This is a genomic window from Dermacoccus sp. BD5, from assembly GCF_044878485.1.
GTDB lineage: Bacteria > Actinomycetota > Actinomycetes > Actinomycetales > Dermatophilaceae > Dermacoccus > Dermacoccus nishinomiyaensis.
In genome coordinates, this window is sequence record NZ_JANJER010000008.1 from 24421 (window position 1) to 42974 (window position 18554).

Annotated in this window: 18 protein-coding genes; 13 read left to right on the forward strand and 5 right to left on the reverse strand. The window is 68.1% G+C overall.

Annotation, left to right across the window (positions count from 1 at the left end):
* The first annotated feature begins 18 nt into the window (after positions 1-18).
* Entirely contained in the window at positions 19-3087 is a 3069-nt protein-coding gene (locus NQ706_RS07595) for a DUF3427 domain-containing protein (protein WP_038566378.1), read from the forward strand.
* Positions 3088-3106: 19 nt separating this feature from the next.
* On the opposite strand, the gene NQ706_RS07600 is transcribed toward NQ706_RS07595, so the two are convergent.
* The gene (locus NQ706_RS07600; protein ID WP_235181979.1) at positions 3107-3733 is read right to left on the reverse strand and encodes a hypothetical protein; all 627 of its coding nucleotides are present in this window, start codon (positions 3731-3733) and stop codon (positions 3107-3109) included.
* 180 nt (positions 3734-3913) lie between these two features.
* Between NQ706_RS07600 and NQ706_RS07605 the strand changes: the two genes are divergently transcribed.
* Entirely contained in the window at positions 3914-4522 is a 609-nt protein-coding gene (locus NQ706_RS07605) for a hypothetical protein (protein WP_006944651.1), read from the forward strand.
* A 98-nt stretch (positions 4523-4620) separates the two neighbouring features.
* Here the strand turns inward: NQ706_RS07605 and NQ706_RS07610 are convergent, their stop codons facing one another.
* On the reverse strand, positions 4621-5232 hold the full coding sequence (locus tag NQ706_RS07610; RefSeq protein WP_038569984.1) for a DedA family protein: 612 nt from the start codon (positions 5230-5232) through the stop codon (positions 4621-4623).
* A 200-nt stretch (positions 5233-5432) separates the two neighbouring features.
* Here NQ706_RS07610 and NQ706_RS07615 point away from each other — a divergent pair, with 200 nt between their 5' ends.
* Positions 5433-6200: an SDR family NAD(P)-dependent oxidoreductase gene (locus tag NQ706_RS07615; RefSeq protein WP_038569982.1), complete on the forward strand. Its 768-nt coding sequence runs from the start codon at positions 5433-5435 to the stop codon at positions 6198-6200.
* Positions 6201-6451: 251 nt separating this feature from the next.
* On the opposite strand, the gene NQ706_RS07620 is transcribed toward NQ706_RS07615, so the two are convergent.
* Positions 6452-6913, reverse strand: coding sequence for a hypothetical protein (locus tag NQ706_RS07620; RefSeq protein WP_038566372.1), 462 nt, complete (start codon positions 6911-6913; stop codon positions 6452-6454).
* On the opposite strand from NQ706_RS07620, the gene NQ706_RS07625 reads away from it, so the two are divergent.
* From NQ706_RS07625 to NQ706_RS07635, 3 genes are all read left to right on the forward strand, one after another.
* Entirely contained in the window at positions 6912-7397 is a 486-nt protein-coding gene (locus NQ706_RS07625; RefSeq protein WP_038566368.1) for a hypothetical protein, read from the forward strand. The genes NQ706_RS07620 and NQ706_RS07625 overlap by 2 nt on opposite strands.
* A gap of 291 nt (positions 7398-7688) precedes the next feature.
* On the forward strand, positions 7689-7916 hold the full coding sequence (locus tag NQ706_RS07630; RefSeq protein ID WP_050786487.1) for a Rho termination factor N-terminal domain-containing protein: 228 nt from the start codon (positions 7689-7691) through the stop codon (positions 7914-7916).
* A gap of 200 nt (positions 7917-8116) precedes the next feature.
* The gene (locus tag NQ706_RS07635) at positions 8117-9424 is read left to right on the forward strand and encodes a cytochrome P450 (protein ID WP_038566363.1); all 1308 of its coding nucleotides are present in this window, start codon (positions 8117-8119) and stop codon (positions 9422-9424) included.
* A 115-nt stretch (positions 9425-9539) separates the two neighbouring features.
* On the opposite strand, the gene NQ706_RS07640 is transcribed toward NQ706_RS07635, so the two are convergent.
* Positions 9540-10055, reverse strand: coding sequence for a hypothetical protein (locus NQ706_RS07640; RefSeq protein ID WP_038566358.1), 516 nt, complete (start codon positions 10053-10055; stop codon positions 9540-9542).
* Between the two features lie 154 nt (positions 10056-10209).
* Between NQ706_RS07640 and NQ706_RS07645 the strand changes: the two genes are divergently transcribed.
* From NQ706_RS07645 to NQ706_RS07660, 4 genes are all read left to right on the forward strand, one after another.
* Positions 10210-11124: a DNA-formamidopyrimidine glycosylase family protein gene (locus NQ706_RS07645; RefSeq protein WP_038566355.1), complete on the forward strand. Its 915-nt coding sequence runs from the start codon at positions 10210-10212 to the stop codon at positions 11122-11124.
* Between the two features lie 141 nt (positions 11125-11265).
* Complete coding sequence (locus NQ706_RS07650; RefSeq protein WP_038566352.1) at positions 11266-12171, forward strand: glucose 1-dehydrogenase; 906 nt, start codon at positions 11266-11268, stop codon at positions 12169-12171.
* A 187-nt stretch (positions 12172-12358) separates the two neighbouring features.
* Positions 12359-13024: an exonuclease domain-containing protein gene (locus NQ706_RS07655; protein WP_051805448.1), complete on the forward strand. Its 666-nt coding sequence runs from the start codon at positions 12359-12361 to the stop codon at positions 13022-13024.
* A 13-nt stretch (positions 13025-13037) separates the two neighbouring features.
* A complete protein-coding gene (locus NQ706_RS07660; RefSeq protein WP_051805446.1) occupies positions 13038-13751 on the forward strand; it encodes an NUDIX domain-containing protein in 714 nt (237 codons plus the stop codon).
* A gap of 28 nt (positions 13752-13779) precedes the next feature.
* On the opposite strand, the gene NQ706_RS07665 is transcribed toward NQ706_RS07660, so the two are convergent.
* Complete coding sequence (locus NQ706_RS07665) at positions 13780-14445, reverse strand: bifunctional 2-polyprenyl-6-hydroxyphenol methylase/3-demethylubiquinol 3-O-methyltransferase UbiG (protein WP_038566349.1); 666 nt, start codon at positions 14443-14445, stop codon at positions 13780-13782.
* 194 nt (positions 14446-14639) lie between these two features.
* Between NQ706_RS07665 and NQ706_RS07670 the strand changes: the two genes are divergently transcribed.
* The 3 genes from NQ706_RS07670 (at position 14640) to NQ706_RS07680 (ending at position 18391) form a co-directional block, all read left to right on the forward strand.
* Positions 14640-15965 carry a glutaminase gene (locus NQ706_RS07670; RefSeq protein ID WP_081873526.1) on the forward strand — a complete coding sequence of 442 codons (1326 nt, stop codon included), beginning with the start codon at positions 14640-14642 and terminating at the stop codon, positions 15963-15965.
* Positions 15966-16121: 156 nt separating this feature from the next.
* On the forward strand, positions 16122-16610 hold the full coding sequence (locus tag NQ706_RS07675; RefSeq protein ID WP_038566346.1) for a PH domain-containing protein: 489 nt from the start codon (positions 16122-16124) through the stop codon (positions 16608-16610).
* Between the two features lie 2 nt (positions 16611-16612).
* Positions 16613-18391, forward strand: a complete 1779-nt coding sequence (locus NQ706_RS07680) for a PH domain-containing protein (RefSeq protein WP_051805439.1) — start codon at positions 16613-16615, stop codon at positions 18389-18391.
* Positions 18392-18554 lie beyond the last annotated feature (163 nt).

Genomic DNA, 18554 nt, shown 5'->3' on the forward strand with positions numbered 1-18554 from the left:
GTCAGCTAATGTCGCGATATGAATGAGGGCCTCTACGAACTTCTCGTGAGCGCAGGCGTGCGCAGTCAACTCGAGGACCTCAGGCCAGAATTGACGGCCTCCACAGCAAGGATCGACGAGGCTGACCTGCCCCGCATCCTCAGCCAGCACGTCGCCGACGCGCTCGTGCGACACATCAATCCGTCCACCGCGCTGAGGCTCGTCAACGATCTCCTGAACAGCCTCGAAGGCGAGCAGGAGAACGTCCTGCCCGACGGGGACATCTCACTCCTGCACGCCATCGAAAAGGCCACTCCCCTCGGCTCGCGCCGCCCATACGACCAACGCCCCACCACACCGCTGCGCGAGGCCGCGCTCCTCACGAATGCTCCGGACGAGCCCAGCCTCGGCCGGGAATTGCGGGCCGAACTCGTCAGCGCCGACAGCGTGGATCTCCTGTGCGCCTTCGTCATGTGGCCCGGTATCCGCCTGCTGGTAGAGGAATTGCGGCAACTGCGCGCCCACGACGTGCCGATCCGAATCATTACCTCGACTTACACGGGCTGCACCGACCGCCGAACACTCGACAGGCTCGTGCACGAGTTCGGAGCGCAGGTGAAAGTGCATTACGAGACAAAACGGACTCGTCTGCACGCGAAGGCCTGGCTCTTCAAACGCAACACCGGTTTCGACACCGGGTACGTCGGCTCCTCGAACCTGTCCTCCAGTGCTCTTCTCGACGGGGTCGAGTGGAACGTTCGCATCTCACAAACCGCCACGCCCACGTTGATGCGCAAGTTCGACGCGACTTTCGAGTCCTATTGGAATGACCCTGTTTTCGAGAGTTACGACCCGACGCGCGACGCCGTCAGGTTGGATCACGCGCTCGCGGAAGCCGCCGGTAAGGCCACAACCGAGGCACTTTCACTCTCCGGCCTCCAGGTCACCCCGTTCCCACACCAGCGCGTCATCCTCGACCAGCTCGAAGCCGAACGCGTCCTACACGACCGCCATCGCAACCTCGTCGTCGCGGCGACAGGAACCGGCAAGACGGTCGTCGCAGCCCTCGACTACGCGCGTCTGTGTAACGCCGGCGAACGACCGAGCCTGCTCTTCATCGCGCATCGGTCGGAGATCCTGCGCCAGGCTCGTCGCACCTACGCCGAGGTAATGAACGATGCGAGTTTCGGCGAGTTCCTCGTTGATGGGCAACGCCCTCGCGGCGGCAAACATCTCTTCGCGTCGATCCAATCCCTCTTGCGCACAGACCTCGACGCCGTCGACCCCGCCGCGTACGACGTCATCGTCATCGACGAATTCCACCACGCGGGAGCCGCGTCATATCGTCGCATTCTCACCCACTTCGCGCCGCGTGAACTCCTCGGTCTCACCGCAACCCCCGAACGCGGCGACGGCCTCGACGTCCGCGACTTCTTCGACGGACGCACCGCCGCCGAGGTGCGTCTCTGGGACGCCCTCGCTGCGGATCTCCTCACACCCTTCCACTACTTCGGTGTTCATGACGTCGTCGACCTGCGAGGCGTCCGCTGGATCGGCGGCCGCTACGACAGGGAGGAACTCGACTCGCGAATCAAGGAGAACGTCGACCGCGCCCGCCACGTTCTACGCCAGCTCGAGCAGAAGATCACGGACATTGGGGCGATGAAGGCCCTCGCGTTCTGCACATCGACCCACCATGCGCAGTTCATGGCCGACTACTTCACCGCGAACGGAGTACTTTCGCTCGCCGTCACTTCGGCGCCGAGCGCCCACGACCGCGTGGAAGCGGTGGAGGCTCTCCGTCGCGGCGACGTGAAGGCTCTCTTTACTGTCGACATGTTTAACGAGGGAATCGACATTCCCGAGGTCAACACGGTTCTTTTTCTGCGCCCCACCGAGAGTCCCACGATCTTCGTTCAACAACTTGGTCGAGGACTTCGTCTCGCTGCCAATAAGCCGGTGTTGACCGCACTCGACTTCGTCGGGCATCAACGTGCCGAATACCGTTGGGACCGCAAGCTACGCGCCGTTGCCAAAAACATGACGCGCCGTGAACTGATCGCTGCCGTTCACGCCGGGTTCAATTTGCCGGGCGGATCGCAGATCGTCCTCGATGAAGTGGCGCGCGAATATATCCTCGATAACGTCAAGAAAGGCATCAATTCGACGTGGCGGTCACTGGTCGCCGAGGCGCGTGACAGCGAGATCGCCTCGTTGAAGCTGTTCCTCGACGATGTTGGGGTCGAGCTTTCCGATGTATTGAAGAACGACCGATCATGGACGACACTACGGCGTGAAGCCAAGCACGAGCTACCACCCGCGGGGGCCAGGGAATCCCACCTCGTGCGACGCGTGAGGGCCGTGGCGCACGTAGATGATGCGCCACGCAACGCGGCGTATCTCGAACTGCTCACCGACCACATGACGTGGCGGAATCTCTCCGCAAACGCACGACGTCACGCAGCCATGCTGTTCTTCAGCCTATGGCCCGGCGGGGGCGGATTCACCTCAATCGAGGACGGCTTCGCGACATTAGCCCAAGAGCCGGCGGTGCGTGCCGAAATGAGGGAGGTCCTCTCCCTGACGATGGACGCCGTCCGCCACAACACACTCGGCGGGAACCGCTCCGACCTTCCCCTTCGGGTACACGCCACCTACACTCGCGAAGAACTCCTTGCCGCAATCGGATACGCCGATCTCACACGCCGACGGATGCCGGCGCAAGCCGTCGCCGGCGTCTTCCACGTACCCGAGAAACAGCTGGATGCCCTGCTCGTCACCACAGTCAAGACCGAGGCCGGCTTTTCTCCGACCACGATGTATCGCGACTACGCCATCTCCAGAAGCCTCATGCATTGGGAGTCCCAGGCTGCGGTTCGCGCTGATTCGGAAACCGGTCAGCGCTATCGGCATCACGCCGAGCGAAATCACGACATCCTGCTCTTCGCCCGTCAGCACAAGGTCAGCGCGTTCGGAGGCGGCGCACCCTTCGTGTTCCTCGGCAACGCGCACTACGTCAAGCATTCGGGCGAACGCCCCATGGGCGTGACATGGAAACTGCATGATCCGATGCCCGAGACGGTGTTCAGATGGGCCAGCGTCACCTGAGCACCTGATCGCCGATGACTCAGTGAACCTCGACGAACGTCGTCACCGTCGTGACGGCTGGTCGGCGCGGCGTCGAGCTGAATCCGAAGCCGGGCTCAGGGGTGACGTCCGCGAGCGCTCCGACGTCCTCGCCCGCCCACGCGCCGCGCACGGCCGTGACGGCGCGCAGATCCTGCGCGAGATAGAACTCGCGACGCCCGTTTCCGGCCGTCCCCGCCGTGCGAACCCCCGGCATGAGCACGCGCGCGAACGGGTCGATCGCGCGTGCCGTGCCCGGGTGAACGAGCGCCCCACGAATCGGCCACAGCGGCCACGCGAGCGCGAGACGACGACCGAACGTCAGGCTCAGATCCAACTCACCGGCCATGATGTTCCACGTGAAACCAGCGCCCGTGGCACCGTCGATCGCGACGTCCACAACCGTCACGTCGTCGAACTTATAGGTCGCACAGACGTATTCGGCCACCTCGTCGTTCGGGGCGAGCAGCTCCCGTCGCCCGTCGGGGTGCGCCACCATGACGTCCGCGAACGATCCCCACGGCGAGCGCGACCACCGTCCGACGACGAAACGTCGACCCGACGTCGTCCCCACGCCGGCGATGTGCCCGTCGAACCTGTCGCGTCGCATGCGTCCACCATCACTCATGCCCCCATCGTCCCTGTTCCGCCGCGCCACGTCACCCACCCCGACGTCGGGCACCCGTGATGTCGACGAAACGCCCAGGCAAGCGTGGGTGATCTCACGACGCTGCTGGTCGCAGCCCCCCAGCGCGCCGGGGGATAATTCGTGGGCACCCCCACCGACGAAACCGACGAAAGAGGCTTGATGTCGACGTCCCCCGCACCACGAGGTACCTACCGCGCGGAGGACGGCACGCCCGTCGAGTTCGCCGACGCCCTTAAGGTCTGGACGCGCATCGCCTACGAGCGGCTGCAGCAGGTCGCGACGCACTACAACGGCCTCATCACGTACAAGGAGCTCGCGCAGCACGTGCAGCGCGAATCGGGCATCCACACCTCGTCGACGCCGGCGAACATGGTCGGCAAGATCCTCGAACTGTGCGCCGTGCAGGCCGCCACCGCCGGCGATCCGCCGCTGACGTCGCTGTGCCTCAAGACCGACGGCACCGTCGGCACCGCTTACTGGCGCACGCCCATCGCCGAGGGCCTGACGATGCCAGAACTCGTCGGCGAACCCGACGTCGAAGCGGACGCTGCCGAACACCGCCTCATGTGCTACCGCGCCTACGCCACCGACCTGCCCGAGAGCGGCGGCGTCGCACGCATCCCCGAACAGGTCATCGTGCGCCGCGAACGCGCCGACCGCGCCGCCGAACGCACCCGCGCCGCGAAGCGCGAGGACGAACCGCAGCCCGTCTGCCCGTCATGCTTCACGCAGCTGCCCGCCAGCGGCGTGTGCTGGCAGTGCGACTGACGCGCCATCAGAACGCGTGAACGCCCCGTCGACGGATTCGGCGGGGCGTCGTCCGTCCGCCCGGGGCTGCAGGTGCCTCGGGCTCAGACGTGTGTGAGTCATGCGTGCTCGTGCTGGCCCTTGCCGCGGAAGTGCTTGACGACGAAGAAGGCGATGATGCCGACGAGCAGGGCGATGCCGATCCAGTTCGCGAAGCGCTCGACCGACTTGTACTGGCTGCCGGCGATGTAGCCGATGAGGACGAACGCCGTCGCCCAGATCGACCCGCCGAGCGCGTTCCAGAACACGAACTTCACGTACGGCAACCCGCTCATGCCCGCGGCACCGGGGATGAGGGCGCGCAGCGCGGCGGTGAAACGCCCGAAGAACACCGATTTGCCGCCGTGACGGCGCAGTGTGTCCTTCGCGTTCTCCATCTTGCGCTTGTCGAGCAGGCGGTCAGGCAGCTTGCTCAGGATCTGCTCACCCCAACGCTTGCCGACCTCGTAGCCGATCGAGTCGCCGATGACAGCCCCCGCGATCGACGCCACGAGCACCGCCCACACGGGCAACTTGCCCTGATTCGCGACGACCCCCGCGAGCACGACGCCGATCTCACCCGGCACGACCACACCGACGAACGCCGACGCCTCGAGCGCAGGAAAGAGGAACGCGCACACGAGGACGAGCCACGGCGGCAGGTTGAGGATGAACTCGAAGATGCTCGACACGAGGGCACAGCGTACGGCTCCGCACTGCAAGCCGCCCGCGAGCGCCGCGCTGCCGCATCGGCCACGCATCGTCCGCGCGGCGACGTCGCACCCGGCGCCCACCCGCCATCCGCGCCGTAGTTGCACGTGAACACCGTTGCGCGACAGGCTGGAAACAACCAGGTGGCATCAGCCACGACCCCGCGCGAAGGAGCATGGTCATGACAGCGAACACGTACGACGTCAAGGGCAAGGTCGTCATCGTGACGGGCGCCGGCACCGGCATCGGCGCCGCCATCACCGATGCGTTCCTCGACAACGGCGCCACCGTCGTCGTCGCCGGGCGCCGCAAGGAGAAGCTCGACGAGGTCATCGCCGGGCGCGACAACGCCCTCGCCGTGCAGACCGACGTGTCGAAGCACGACGACGTCGCCGCCCTCGTCAAGACGGCCGTCGACACGTACGGCCACCTCGACGTCGTCATCAACAACGCCGGCCAGCACGTCGGCGGTGACGTCACCGAGACGAGCGACGAAGACTTCGCCGCCGCCTACGGCACCAACGTCGACGGCTTCTTCTACATGCTCAAGGAAGCGCTGCCCGAACTGGCGAAGACGAACGGTTCGATCACCGTCGTCACGAGCGTCAGCGGCATCGGCGGCGACTGGGGCCAGCCCGTCTACAACTCGACGAAGTACGCGCTCAGCGGCCTCATCCAGAGCGCCGCCCTCGACTGGGGCGCCAAGGGCGTGCGCATCAACGGCATCGCGCCCGCCTTCACCAAGACGCCGATGACGGCGGACATGGCCGACAGCGACGACGACCTGCAGCCCTTCGTCGACCGCCTCGCGCTCGGCCGCGTCGGTGTGCCCGAGGACCTCGCCGGCATCGCGCTGTTCCTGTCGACCAAGGACGCTCAGTACATCACCGGCCAGATCATCCCCGTCGACGGCGGCACGACCGCCTCCAACGGCCAGCCGCGCCGCTGACGCATCGGCGGCTCTTCCCGAGCGTCGACGGGGAGAGCCGCTGCGGCGCAAAGGGTTTCGCTCGCTTGCGTGGCTGGTCTCAGCAGCTCGTCGGCTCGTCGGCGCCGGGTTCGTCGGCGTTGGTGACGACCGCGTGTGGGTACTCGTCGGAGCGCATGCCGCGCCTTCTCGAGGCGAGCCAGCACGAACGTCGCGTGCACCGTGGGTACTGCACACGCCGAACCACCACGCGGCGCTCACGTGTGATGTGCTCATGGTGAACCCACAGGCAGCACGCTGACCCCGGGAGACACCATGGCCCGTACTCGCTCACTCACCCTCGCGTCGTTCGGCGCGCTGACGCTCGCCCTGGCGGCATGCGGCGGATCCGGCGACACGACCGCCGACTCCACCCCACCCAGCGCGACGAGCACCTCGCCCTCACCGAGATCCTCGACGTCAGCCTCCTCGACGACCTCGACGTCGGCTGCTGCTACGTCGACATCGTCGTCCGCGACGCCGGCGTCCTCACCCGCTACCAGCGCGAGCGCGCCGTCAGGTCCCTCGGAACCGTCCGCGACGTCGCCCTCCCCGGCCGGTTCTTCGTCCCGAGCATCGAACACCGCGCGATCGTCGGCCCCGGCCACCGTCGCTGGTGCCTCCACCGTCAGCACGACCGTCTGGCCCGACGCATCGTGGAACGTGCCGACCCTCGACAACGACGGCTGCAGCATGGGCTTCGATTCGTCCTCACCCAGCGCCGATGTGAGCCCCTACTCCAAGACCGGCAAGTCCTTCACGTGCGGGGCGATCGCCGCCGGTCTCATCGCGTGCCAGAAGGAGAAGGCGACCGGAAACGTGCTGTGCCTGCAGAGCCTCGAACAGAGGATGGCGGTTCGGTTCCCGTCGAACGTGTCGAAGATCCGGCCGCGTGACCCCGGCGAGCGGCCGACTCCCCTGCAGGTGAAGCTCGCCAACGGGGCCACGTGTTCTGCAGCGTCGCACGACCAGACGACGCACTACCAAGACCGTCGCAGCTGGCTTTACTGCGACAGCGCCGGCGACGCAGTCCTGTTGCTGCCCAAGGATTTCGACCCTACGAAGGGTGCTGGGCAGAAATACTTCGACAAGACCAACGCGACGTGGACGGCGCAGTACAGCGTCAACAACATGGCCCCGAAGACGGTGGCCGTGACGAAGGTCGTCTACGCACCGTGACCGCGGTGCGACGTCATGGGCGGTGCTGACGCGCGCCGACCGCGGCGCCCGCGCTGCCCGGCAAGCACCGGCAGAAGACGACGAAGAAGGCGCGCACGAGAGCGTTGATTCCAATTTGCGTGGGCCCATGAGATCACTGGATCCCACCTCGCAGGGTGAGTAGAACTACTCACGGCCGAGGCATGATCTAGACGTCTGCATCACGCGCATGGAAGGACAAGTGACGTGGCGAAGAACCAGGACAAGCGTGGCTCGAACGACGACCCGGGCCCGTCGGTCAAGGACGACGAGATGTACGAGGCGCTGCGGCGCGAGGGCAACAGCAAGGAGAAGTCGGCCCGCATCGCCAACGCGGCCGCGAACTCATCACGCAGCGCCGTCGGCCGCAAGGGCGGCGAGCACGGCAGCTACGACGACTGGACCGTCGACGAACTGCGTGAGCGCGCCCGCGAGCTCGAGGTCGAAGGCCGCAGCACGATGACGAAGGACGAACTCATCGAGGCCCTGCGCGACGGGTGACGCCCGGCGCTCAGACGGCGGTTTCGATTGGACGCCCACCGTCTCGGCCGCCTCTCGGCGGATCGCGCACCTCAGGGCGCCGTGCGGGCAGCCGAGCGCGAGACCTTGCTCTCACATGTCATGAGGCACTCAGCGGGCGTTCTGGCGGCGTGCCTATGCTGGGGACAAATCCGTTGTTCTCCAAGCGAATCGGGGTCAGCATGAGCACCATCACGACGAAGATCGCCGACACGCTGGGCAAGCTGCCGGATCAGACGGCCGCCTTCCTCGCGGACGGTTACCTGTTCCAGAGCCGCGTCCGCGAGGCGCACGGGCGCGACGCCGGCGACGGGCGTCCGCTCGGTCTGCGCATGCTCGGCAAACCAGCCCTCCTCGTGCGCGGGCGCGAAGGCGTCGAGCTGTTCTACGACACGACCCGCATGAAGCGTGACGGCGCGATGCCGCTGCCCATCCGCGGCCCTCTGTTCGGCAAGGGCGCCGTCCACGGCCTCGACGACGACGAGCACCGTCACCGCAAGGCCATGTTCGTGCGCATCGCGTACGACGACGCTCAGGTGCGCCGTCTCATGCCGTACCTCGAGGACGAGATGCGCAAGACGCTGGAGCGCTGGGTCGAGGCACCCGGCACGGTGTACGACGGCAGCGTCATCACATACGGACGGGCCGCGCTGCGCTGGGCCGGCATCCCCGGTGACGACGCCGAGCTCGACGTCTGGGCCGAGCGCCTCGGGCAGATCGTCGACGGGTTCGGCAAGAAGAGCCCCGCCCACGTCGAGGCGTGGCTCAACCGCCGCCGCTGCGACGCGTGGGCCGCCGACCTCGTCGCGCGCACGCGTCGCGGTGAGATCACGCCCGCCGAGGGCACCGCGCTCGCTGAGGTCGCCAAGCAGACCCACCTCGACGGCTCCCTCCTCGACGAGCACACGGCCGGAGTCGAACTGCAGAACGCCACTCGACCGACGATTGCGGTCGCGCGTTTCGCCGCCTTCGCGGCGCGTGCGCTCGTCGAGCATCCCGAGTACCGCGAGCGCATCGCGGGCGAGGTGGTTTCACGTGGAACGTTGCTCGGGAATCCGACGGCCGTCGCGTTCGCGCAGGAGGTGCGTCGCACGTCGCCGTTCGTCCCGATGCTGCCGGCGTTCGCGCGCGACACGTTCGAATGGGGCGGGCAGAAGATCCGCAAGGGCCAGCGCGTGCTCATCGACGTGCTCGGCACGAACACCGACCCCAGCGGCTGGGAGCGCGCAGACAGCTTCGAGCCGGAGCGCTTCCTCGGGGTCGAGGACGCCGAGCAGATCGAGAACTTCATCCCGCAGGGCGGCGGCGACGTCGCGACCGGGCACCGCTGCCCCGGCGAGAAGATCGCCGTGACGGCACTGTCGGTGACGATCTCCGGTCTGTGCACGCCCGGTGTCGAGATCGACCCCAAGGGTCTCGACTTTTCCTGGACGCAGCTGCCCACGATGCCGGGCAACGGCGCCCGGGTGCGCGTCACCCGTCAGGCCTGACAGGACGAGCAGGTCTTCCGAGTCGGACGCCGGGCCGGGTCGCCGCGGCGCGACTCGGCCCAGCGTCCGGCGTCTTGCCTACGGTGGGGGTTTCGCCGACGCCGGGCGGCAGCCGTCAGCCCCTGGCCGGCTGCGGTGCGCCGGGGTAACGCCAGTTGAAGACGACGTTGCCGGAGCCGTCGACGCACTTCGCCGGCGCGGCACCCTGCGTCACCATGATGTCCGGATTGTGCGAGCACGTGTAGGCGTCGACGCGCGCCTCGCTGCCCTTGGCTGACGCGGGCGTCGCCTCGTACTTCTGCATGGCCGAGCGCGCTTCGACGCACGTCACGCCGTGCCGGTCATAGATACGTGAGGACCCCGCGTAGCAGTCCGTGGCGTCGGGCCTCGACATCTTCTCCGGCGGCAACGAGGAGGCGGAGCCGCCCAGGTCGATCGAGGCGCGGCCGATGGGCTTGTCGGCCGAACCGGATGCGGCCGACGGCGCCGACCCGCTCGGCGTCGCGTCGGCGGCGTCACTCTTCGCCGAATCGGTGGCCTTCGACACGGCGTCCTCGACGGCGCCGCACCCGGTCAGCATGACGGTGAGAGCCGCGGCCAGCGTGACGCCTCCCCTGCGCATGTGGTTCATTTTTCTTTCCCTCCCCGTGGCTTGATCGGGAGATATCGTCGCAAAGACTGGCGTACACGGCCAATGTCGCCGTCGGCGTTTCCCCTGCGTTTCACGTGAAACATCGCTCATACTTCGCTGAGAACGCCGTGCCACGACGACCGAAGGAGGCCCCGTGCCTGAGGGCGACACCGTCATGTGGGCTGCGGCGCGCCTCAACCGCGCCCTGCTCGGGCAACGCCTGACGCGCACCGATCTGCGCACGCCGCGGCTCGCGACGGTTGATCTCTCGGGGCGCGAGTGCCTGCCCGTCGTCACGCACGGCAAGCACATGCTGCATCGGCTCGAGGGTGGCGTGACGATCCACTCCCACTTCAAGATGGAGGGCCGCTGGAGCCTGCTGCCAGCCCCGTCGACCCTCCAGGGACGCGCCGCTGCCGGCGCCGAGGCCGACGTCCGACGCGCCGTCACCGCCCACACGACGCGGGCGCTGCTCTACACCCCGCGGACGCTCGCCGTCGGCTCGAAGCTCGGCGTGCTCGACGTCCTCGAGACCGCGCGCGAGGGCGACGTCGTCGGGCACCTCGGGCCCGATCTGCTCGCCGATGACTGGGATGACGGCGGGCGCGGGCGTGCGCTGGACAACCTGCGCGCACAGCCCGAACGCCCGGTCGGTGAGGCGTTGCTCGACCAGCGGCTCGTCGCCGGTCTCGGCACGTTCTGGATCAGCGAGATGCTGTGGGTGCACCGCATCCTGCCGTGGACGCAACTCGCCGCGATGCCGGACGGGGTGCTCGAGGCGGTGCTCGACGACGCGCGACGCCTCATGCTCGTCAGCGGACGCACCGGGGTCCAATCGTCGACGGGTGACGCCCGCGCGGGGCAGGACCGCTACGTCCACGCCCGGTCGGGGATGGCGTGCCTGCGCTGCAACGACACGATCCGCGTCGCGATGGCCGGCGACCCCGGGCGCGAGCGGACCCTGTTCAGCTGCCCGACGTGCCAGGGCGGTCTGGCACCGAACGACGACGGCCGGCCACAGGGCGTGCTGCGCGAGCGCAAGAAGACGGGCAAACGCTACAAGGGATGACGGTGCAACGTGGGGGTGCGGCATCCACCCTCACGGGTCATTGCCGACGGTGCTCGCACGCGGGTAGCGTCCTGAACAAGCCAGTGCTGCACCACTGTTCGCCACATTTTCCGGATCGCCCGACGTGCCAGGAGGCCCGCGATGACCGACAAGAAAACCGATCAGTACACCTTCACCAACCCCGTCACGCAGTACCCCTCGGACAACTTTCCCAAGCAGGAGCTGACGTGGCCCGGGCTCGACACGAAGCTGACGCCGAAGGCCGATCACGGCGAGGACACCTACCGCGGCACCGGCCGTCTCCAGGGGCGCAAGGCCCTCGTCACGGGGGCAGACTCCGGCATCGGGCGCGCCGTCGCCATCGCCTACGCGCGTGAGGGCGCCGACGTCGCGCTCAGCTACCACCCGCGCGAGGAGAAGGACGCCGCCGAGGTCGCGAAGCTCGTCGAGGACGCCGGGCGTCAGGCCTACTTGATGCCGGGCGATATCAGCGAGGAGGCGACCGCGCGTCAACTCGTGCGTGACGCCGTCGACAAGCTCGGTGGGCTCGACATCCTCGTCAACAATGCCGGCTTCCAGCAGGCGCAGGCCGACATCGCCGACATCACGAGCGAGCAGTTCGACCAGACGCTCAAGACGAACGTCTACGCAATGTTCTGGATCACTCAGGAGGCGCTGCCGCACATGCCGGCCGGCTCCACCATCATCAACACGACCTCGATCCAGGCCTACGGCCCGAGCGAGCACCTGCTCGACTACGCGACGACGAAAGCCGCGATCAACACGTTCAGCAAGGCTCTGGCTGCGCAGCAGGGGCCGAAGGGTATCCGCGTCAACGCCGTCGCACCGGGCCCGTTCTGGACGCCGCTGCAGGTCTCCGGCGGGCAGTTCCAGGAGAACATCCCCGAGTTCGGCCAGAACACGCCCCTCGGGCGCGCAGGCCAGCCCGCAGAGCTCGCAGGTGCGTACGTATACCTCGCGAGCGCCGAGTCGGGATACGTCTCCGGCGAGACGCTCAACGTCAACGGGGGCATGGTCAGCCCGTGACCGCGGCGGCCCTTCTCTGAGCTCGTTCGTCGCGGCGCCCCCTCACGTCAGGGGGCGCCGCGATGGCGTGAGAACCGCGTCGTTCCGGGGTTGTCGGTGCTCACTCGTACGGTGAAGTCATCGCCGCAGGAGACGGCGACGCGCCGCTCACGAGGTGGCGCGCGACCAGCAACGGGAAGTGGCTCACATGCCTGCACCGAGCGTTGTCCCCCCGCCCGCGCGGCGCGGTTTCGCCGTCGTCGACGTGGAAACGAGCGGGCTCGACCCGCTGCGGCACCGCGTCATCGAGGTGGCGGTGACGCAGCTGACGCCGTCAGGAGGCCTGGAGCGCGAGTGGAGTTCGCTCGTGCGAGCCCGCGGTGGCACCGGGCCCGTCCATATCCACGGGCTGAGCGATGACGACGTGCGCGACGCACCCGGTTTCGCCGACCTCGTCGACGAACTGAGCGAACTGCTCGATGGGCGCATCCTCGTCGCCCACAACGCGGCGTTCGACTGGGCGTTCCTCGCTGCGGAGGCGCGCCGCGCCGGGCGTGAGCTGCCCGTCAGCGAACGCCTGTGCACGTGGCATCTCGCGCGGGGGCTCGAGCTGCCGACCGACAACCTGCGTCTCGGCACGCTCGCCGAGTACTGGAGCATCCCCGTCGAGAACGCGCATCGCGCCGGTGACGACGTGCGCGTGCTCGTCGAGGTGCTGCGACGCTGTCTCGACGAGGCGGGGCGCCGCGCTGCGCCGCTGCCGCTCGAGGAGTGCGCCGCGCTGCCGCGATGGTGGCGCACGCAGATCCGGTGGCAGCGGTTGCGTCGGCGGCTGCGAAAACGGCGGGCCGGGCGGCGTCGATCGTCGCGCTGACTAGACTCGGGGCATGTCTGACGCTGATCGCGAGGTCGCCCTCGTCGCCTCCGACATGGTGGTGCTCACCCTGCGCGACGACGAACTGCACGTCGCGCTCATCCGGCGGGCCGCCGCGACGGAGCGAGGCAAGTGGGCGCTGCCGGGCGGTTTCATGCGTCGCGGCGAGTCGGCGGAGCAGGCCGCCTATCGCGAGCTGCGTGAAGAGGTCGGCATCGCGGAGCGCGACGTCGTGCTCGAGCAGTTGCGCACGTACACCGAGGTCGAGCGCGACCCGCGGCCGGAACGCGTCATCGGCGTCGCGTGGACGGTGTTCGGCGCGCGCCTTCCCGACCTCGAAGCGGCGTCCGACGCGCTCGAAGCGGTGTGGGTACCGGTCGACGAAGCGCTCGGGATGCCGCTCGCGTTCGACCACCAGCGTATCCTCGCCGACGGCGTCGAACGCGCCCGCTCCAAACTCGAATACACCTCTGTCGCAACGGCTTTCCTCGACGACGAGTTCACGATGTCGCAGCTTCGCCACGTCTACCAAGCCGTGTGGGGCGGCTCGCTCGAACCTGCGAACTTCCATCGCAAGGTGTTGAGCGTCGACGGGTTCGTCGAGGAGACGGGCGACAGCCGCGTCGGGCGCGGGCGCCCCGCCAAGCTCTACCGCCGCGGCAGCGCCCAGACGATCTACCCGCCACTGACCCGCGCGTCGGTGCGCGGGGCGCGGCCGCGCAGCTGATCATGCGCCCGGTGCGGGGCGCAGCTGATCAGTCGCTACGACGCGCGATGAGAACGATGTCGGCCTGGTGGTGGGCACCGGCACCCTCGGTGACGTGGCGCTCCGACTCGAACTGCTCGATCTGCCACCCCTCACCGAGGCGGGCTACCACGTCGGCGATCGTGACGTAGGAGTCCGGGTCGAAGCCGTGCTCGAGCGCGCGATCGCGATCGACGTGCGCGTGAGCCACGACGATCAGTGCGCCACCGGGTCGGACGAGGTCGCGAAGCGAGCGCTCGATCGCCCGATCTTCGGTGCGCAGTAGAGCGGGGTAGAAAACACTGACGAGGTCGAAGCTGTCCGGCGCCAAGGCCGCGTCGAGCAGCCCCGCACACACCCACGTGATGCGGGAGGCGACGTCATCTCCGCTTACTTCGGCTGCCGCACGCCCCCGTTCCAGCGCGGGTGCCGCGACGTCGAGGGCCGTCACCTGCCACCCTTGCTCGGCGAGGTGGATGGCGTCAGCGCCCTCACCGCAGCCGACGTCGAGCGCTCGACCCGGGGATAAGTCGGCCAACTGCTTCGTGAGCACCGCGACGAGCGCGTCGTTCGGGTTGCCGCTCCAGACCTGCTCGCCCCCGTAGACGTCGTGCCAGTTCATGTCATGCCCAGCAGGGCCGCTCGCCGTCGCGTCCGGCGTCGTTTCAGAGTGCATGTCACCATGCTCGCCGCCACTGCGTGATCGGACAATCTCGACGTGTCTATCAAATACGCTAGCCACCCTGAGACAACGTCAGCATGGCCGATGCCTCCCGACGACCTCCGTGCGTGCAAATGGACCCGCGTGCATTTGCACGCACGGAGCAACCGATTCGTCCGCGACAAGACGCAGGTCGTACGGTTTTCTCGATGATCTCGCTGATTCCTGACTACCTCGCGGCGACGCTCGAGGCCTGCCCGCCCGACGCCCATGCCCGGAATGCCGACTACATTCCGGAACTGGCCCGCGTCGACTCGTCACTGTTCGCCCTCGCAATCGCCACCGTCGACGGCATGATCTACAGCGCCGGTGACGCCGAGGCGGAGTTCACCATTCAGTCGATCAGCAAACCGTTCGTCTACGCGATGGCGATCGAGGATCGCGGCCTCGACGAGGTGCAGCGTCGCATCGGCGTCGAACCGAGCGGTGAGGCGTTCAACGAGATCAGCCTCGAGGCGGGCAGCAAGCGCCCTCTCAACCCCATGATCAACGCCGGCGCCATCACGGCGCACTCTCTCGTCGCCTCCCCCGATGACGACGAGTCGGCGCGCGTGCGACGCATCGTCGCCGGTCTGTCGGCCTTCGCCGGGCGCGAGCTGAGCATCGACAGGACCGTCGCCGAATCGGAATGGCACGACGCGCACCGCAACCTCGCCATCGGACACATGCTGCGCAGTTACGACATGCTGACGGACGACCCGGACGTCGTCGTCCACGGCTACGTCGAGCAGTGCGCCGTGCGCGTGACGACGCGTGACCTGGCCGTCATGGCGACGACGCTCGCCAACGGCGGCCTCCACCCGGTGACCGATGAGCAGGTCGTCAGCTCGCGCACGGCCCGTCAGGTGCTGTCGGTCATGCTGAGCTGCGGCATGTACAACGCGGCCGGCGACTGGCTGACGGCCGTCGGCATCCCCGCCAAGAGCGGCGTCGGGGGCGGCATCATTGGCGCGCTGCCCGGGCAGGTGGGGCTCGCGACGTTCTCGCCGCCGCTTGACGAGCACGGCCATTCCGCCCGCGGGGTGCAGGTCTTCGAGCGGCTCAGCGAAGACATGGACATGCACCTCATGGACGTCCCGCCGCCCGCCCGCTCCGTCGTCCGGCACTCCCACGTCGTTCCGCTCGGGCGAGGTTCGCGCGGCGTCGACGCGCACGTCTACGACCTGCAGGGCGACATCCGGTTCGCCGGTGCGGAGCGCGTCGTGCGGCTCATCAGCGACGAGCCGCCGACGACGAAGACCGTCGTGTTCGACCTCGTCGACGTCCACGCGCTCGACGAGACCGCGGCCCGCATGATCCTCGAGACGGTGCGGCGCCTCGCGGCTGACGGGCATGAGGTCTGGTTCGCCGGCCTCGATGACGCACCCCTCACCCATGGGAGGCTCGACGACGAAGGGTTCGACCTCGGGCGCGGGGTGCACGTGCGCATGGGCAGCGACCTCGACGATGTCGCCGAACAGATCATGAGGGCCTGAACCTCGCCGTTTCACGTGAAACAGGCACGAGGCTGTCTAGCGCTCGTCGTTCGAGGCTGTGCGCATGTTTGGTGAGGTTCTTGGTAGACCCGACAACTCCCGGCCGCGTGCATGCCGCTGCCGGGCCGTCGCGCCGTCAGACCTAGGGTGGGACGCATGTCCGAACGCGATGCACGGCCCTTGCCACCAGGCCTCACCCCGGTGAGCCCGCGACTGACGTCGGCGCGCCTGCTGACGCTCGCCATCGCGGCGGTCGTCGCCGGTGCCGGCGTCGCGGCCACGATGTTCTTCGCGCCACGCTGGGTGACGGTTACCCTCGCCGTCGTGCTGATCGTCGCCGTCGTGTGGGTGGGCCTCGTCATCGCGCGTCAGGTCAGGCACATCGGGTACGCCACGCGCGACGACGACCTGCTCATCGTCAGGGGCGTCATGTTCCGTACGACGACGGTCGTGCCGTACGGGCGCATGCAGTACGTCGAGGTCTCGAGTGGACCGATCGCGCGGATGTTCGATCTCGCCACGCTCGAACTGCACACCGCGTCCGCGTCTTCCGACGCCACCATCCCCGGCATGCCACGCCGCGACGCGGAGGCACTGCGCGATCGTCTCGCCGCGCTCGGCGAAGCGCACCTCGCGGGGTTGTGACGATGGCCGATACCCACACGCCCGACGACTCGGCCGCCACCCCCGGGCCGCCCGACGACACGCTCGCCGACGGAGCATGGCATCGCGTTCACCCGTTGACGCCAGTCATGAAGAGCGGCGCGTTTCTGCTCGTCGTCCTCGGTATCGGCATCTCCCGCGCCGAGGACATGCTGAAGGAAGCTCTCAACGGCGCGGCCGGTGGCTCCTCGTCGTCGAGCAATGCCGAGACATACGCGGCGAGCCGCTGGCTCGTCGCGCTCGCCATTCTCGTGGGCGTGCTTGCCGTGCTGCTGCTCGCCAACTGGATCATGTGGCGCAAGAACGAGTTTCGCGTCGACGCCGACAGCTTGCAGGTGCGCAAGGGCGTCGTCGGCAAGGCGCACCGCAAGGCGCGTCTCGATCGCGTGCAGGCCATCGACCTCACCCAGCCGCTACTTCCCCGACTGCTTGGCCTCGCCCAGCTCAAGTTCGACGTCGCCGGCGGCAGCGATTCCAACCTGACGATCGAGTACCTGCGGCGCGCCGACGCCGAGAAGCTACGCGCCACGATGCTCGAACGGGTGCGAGTTTCACGTGAAACCTCCCACGAGAGCGACGGTGCGTCCCGGACATCCACCAGCCTCGGCGCTGGTGACCAGGAGGCTGCCACCAACCCCGGCGATGCACCCGAGGTCGAGGCGCATACCACCCGCCAGGCCGCGCGCGTCCGGGAGGACGCCGCCACGGCGAGGGCATCGCGGCCCGGTGCATCGTTGGGTAGTCGACTCGTTCACGGTGTCATCCCGGGCGTCGTCGACGACCTGAGTGGCACGCTCACCGAAGCCCTCGCGCCGTATCGCGTACGAGTCGCAGCGGACGCGGAGGGCGCCATCGTCAGGGTGTCCCCGCACCGCGTCTTCATCGCCCAGGCGCTGACGGGTGGTGCGCTTGTCGCGGCGGCGGGTTTCGTCGTCCTGCTCGTCCTGTTCGGTGTCGGCGTGAGTACGGGGCACGCGTCGGAGGCGTTCTCGATCGCGCTGACGGTGCTCTTCGTCATGTTCGGCGCTGTGAATGCGGCCGTCCGCGCGTTCCTGCGCGACTCGAACTTCTCCGTGGCGCTCACGTCCGACGGGATCGTCGTCACGCACGGCCTCACCTCGACCACGCGTCGCGTCATTCCGGTCGACCGCATCCAGGCTGTCGAACTCACACAACCCGTGCTGTGGCGCCGGTTCGGGTGGTGGCGCGTGCGGATGAACCTCGCGAGTTCCTCCGCCCTCGGTGACGACGCCGACGCCATCCTGCTGCCGCTCGGATCCGTCGATGACGCAATGATGCTCATGGGGCTCGTCCTGCCGGAGCCGGGCACGCCGCCGGACGTGACCGGTCGCGACCTCATGCTCGAGGCGATGATGGCGGAGCGCACGACATCGACATCAGCCGTCGCAGCGATGTTCACCGGGCCCGGCCGGCGAGCGCGGCTGCTCGATCCGTTGTCGTCGCGGCGCCAGGCGTGGGCGCGCACGGCGACGATGACCGTCATCCGCGAGGGCCGCATGAAGCGCCGAGTCGTCTGCGTGCCACATGCGCGGGTGCAGTCGATGGCGCTCGCGCAGGGTCCTCTGCAGCGGTGGCTGGGCTTGGGCACCGTCGAGTTGCATTCGACGAGTGGGCCGACTCGCCCGCGGCTCGTGCATCAGAACGCTGAGGTCGCGCAGCGTTTTCTCTTCGATCACGCCGAGGTGACGCGGCGTGCGCGCGCGGCGCTCGACGCCCCCGACCCGCAGCGGGTCGGCGTCTGACGAGACTGCCCCGCCGGATGCGTCCGGCGGGGCAGTTGTCCCGGGCGAGCGTCGGGTGCGATCAACGATGATCAGGCGTTCTTGCGTAGGCGGTAGACGAGGGTAGATCCGCCGAGAGCGAGCGCGGCCCCTCCGACTGACGAGGCCGCGATGCTGGTCGTGT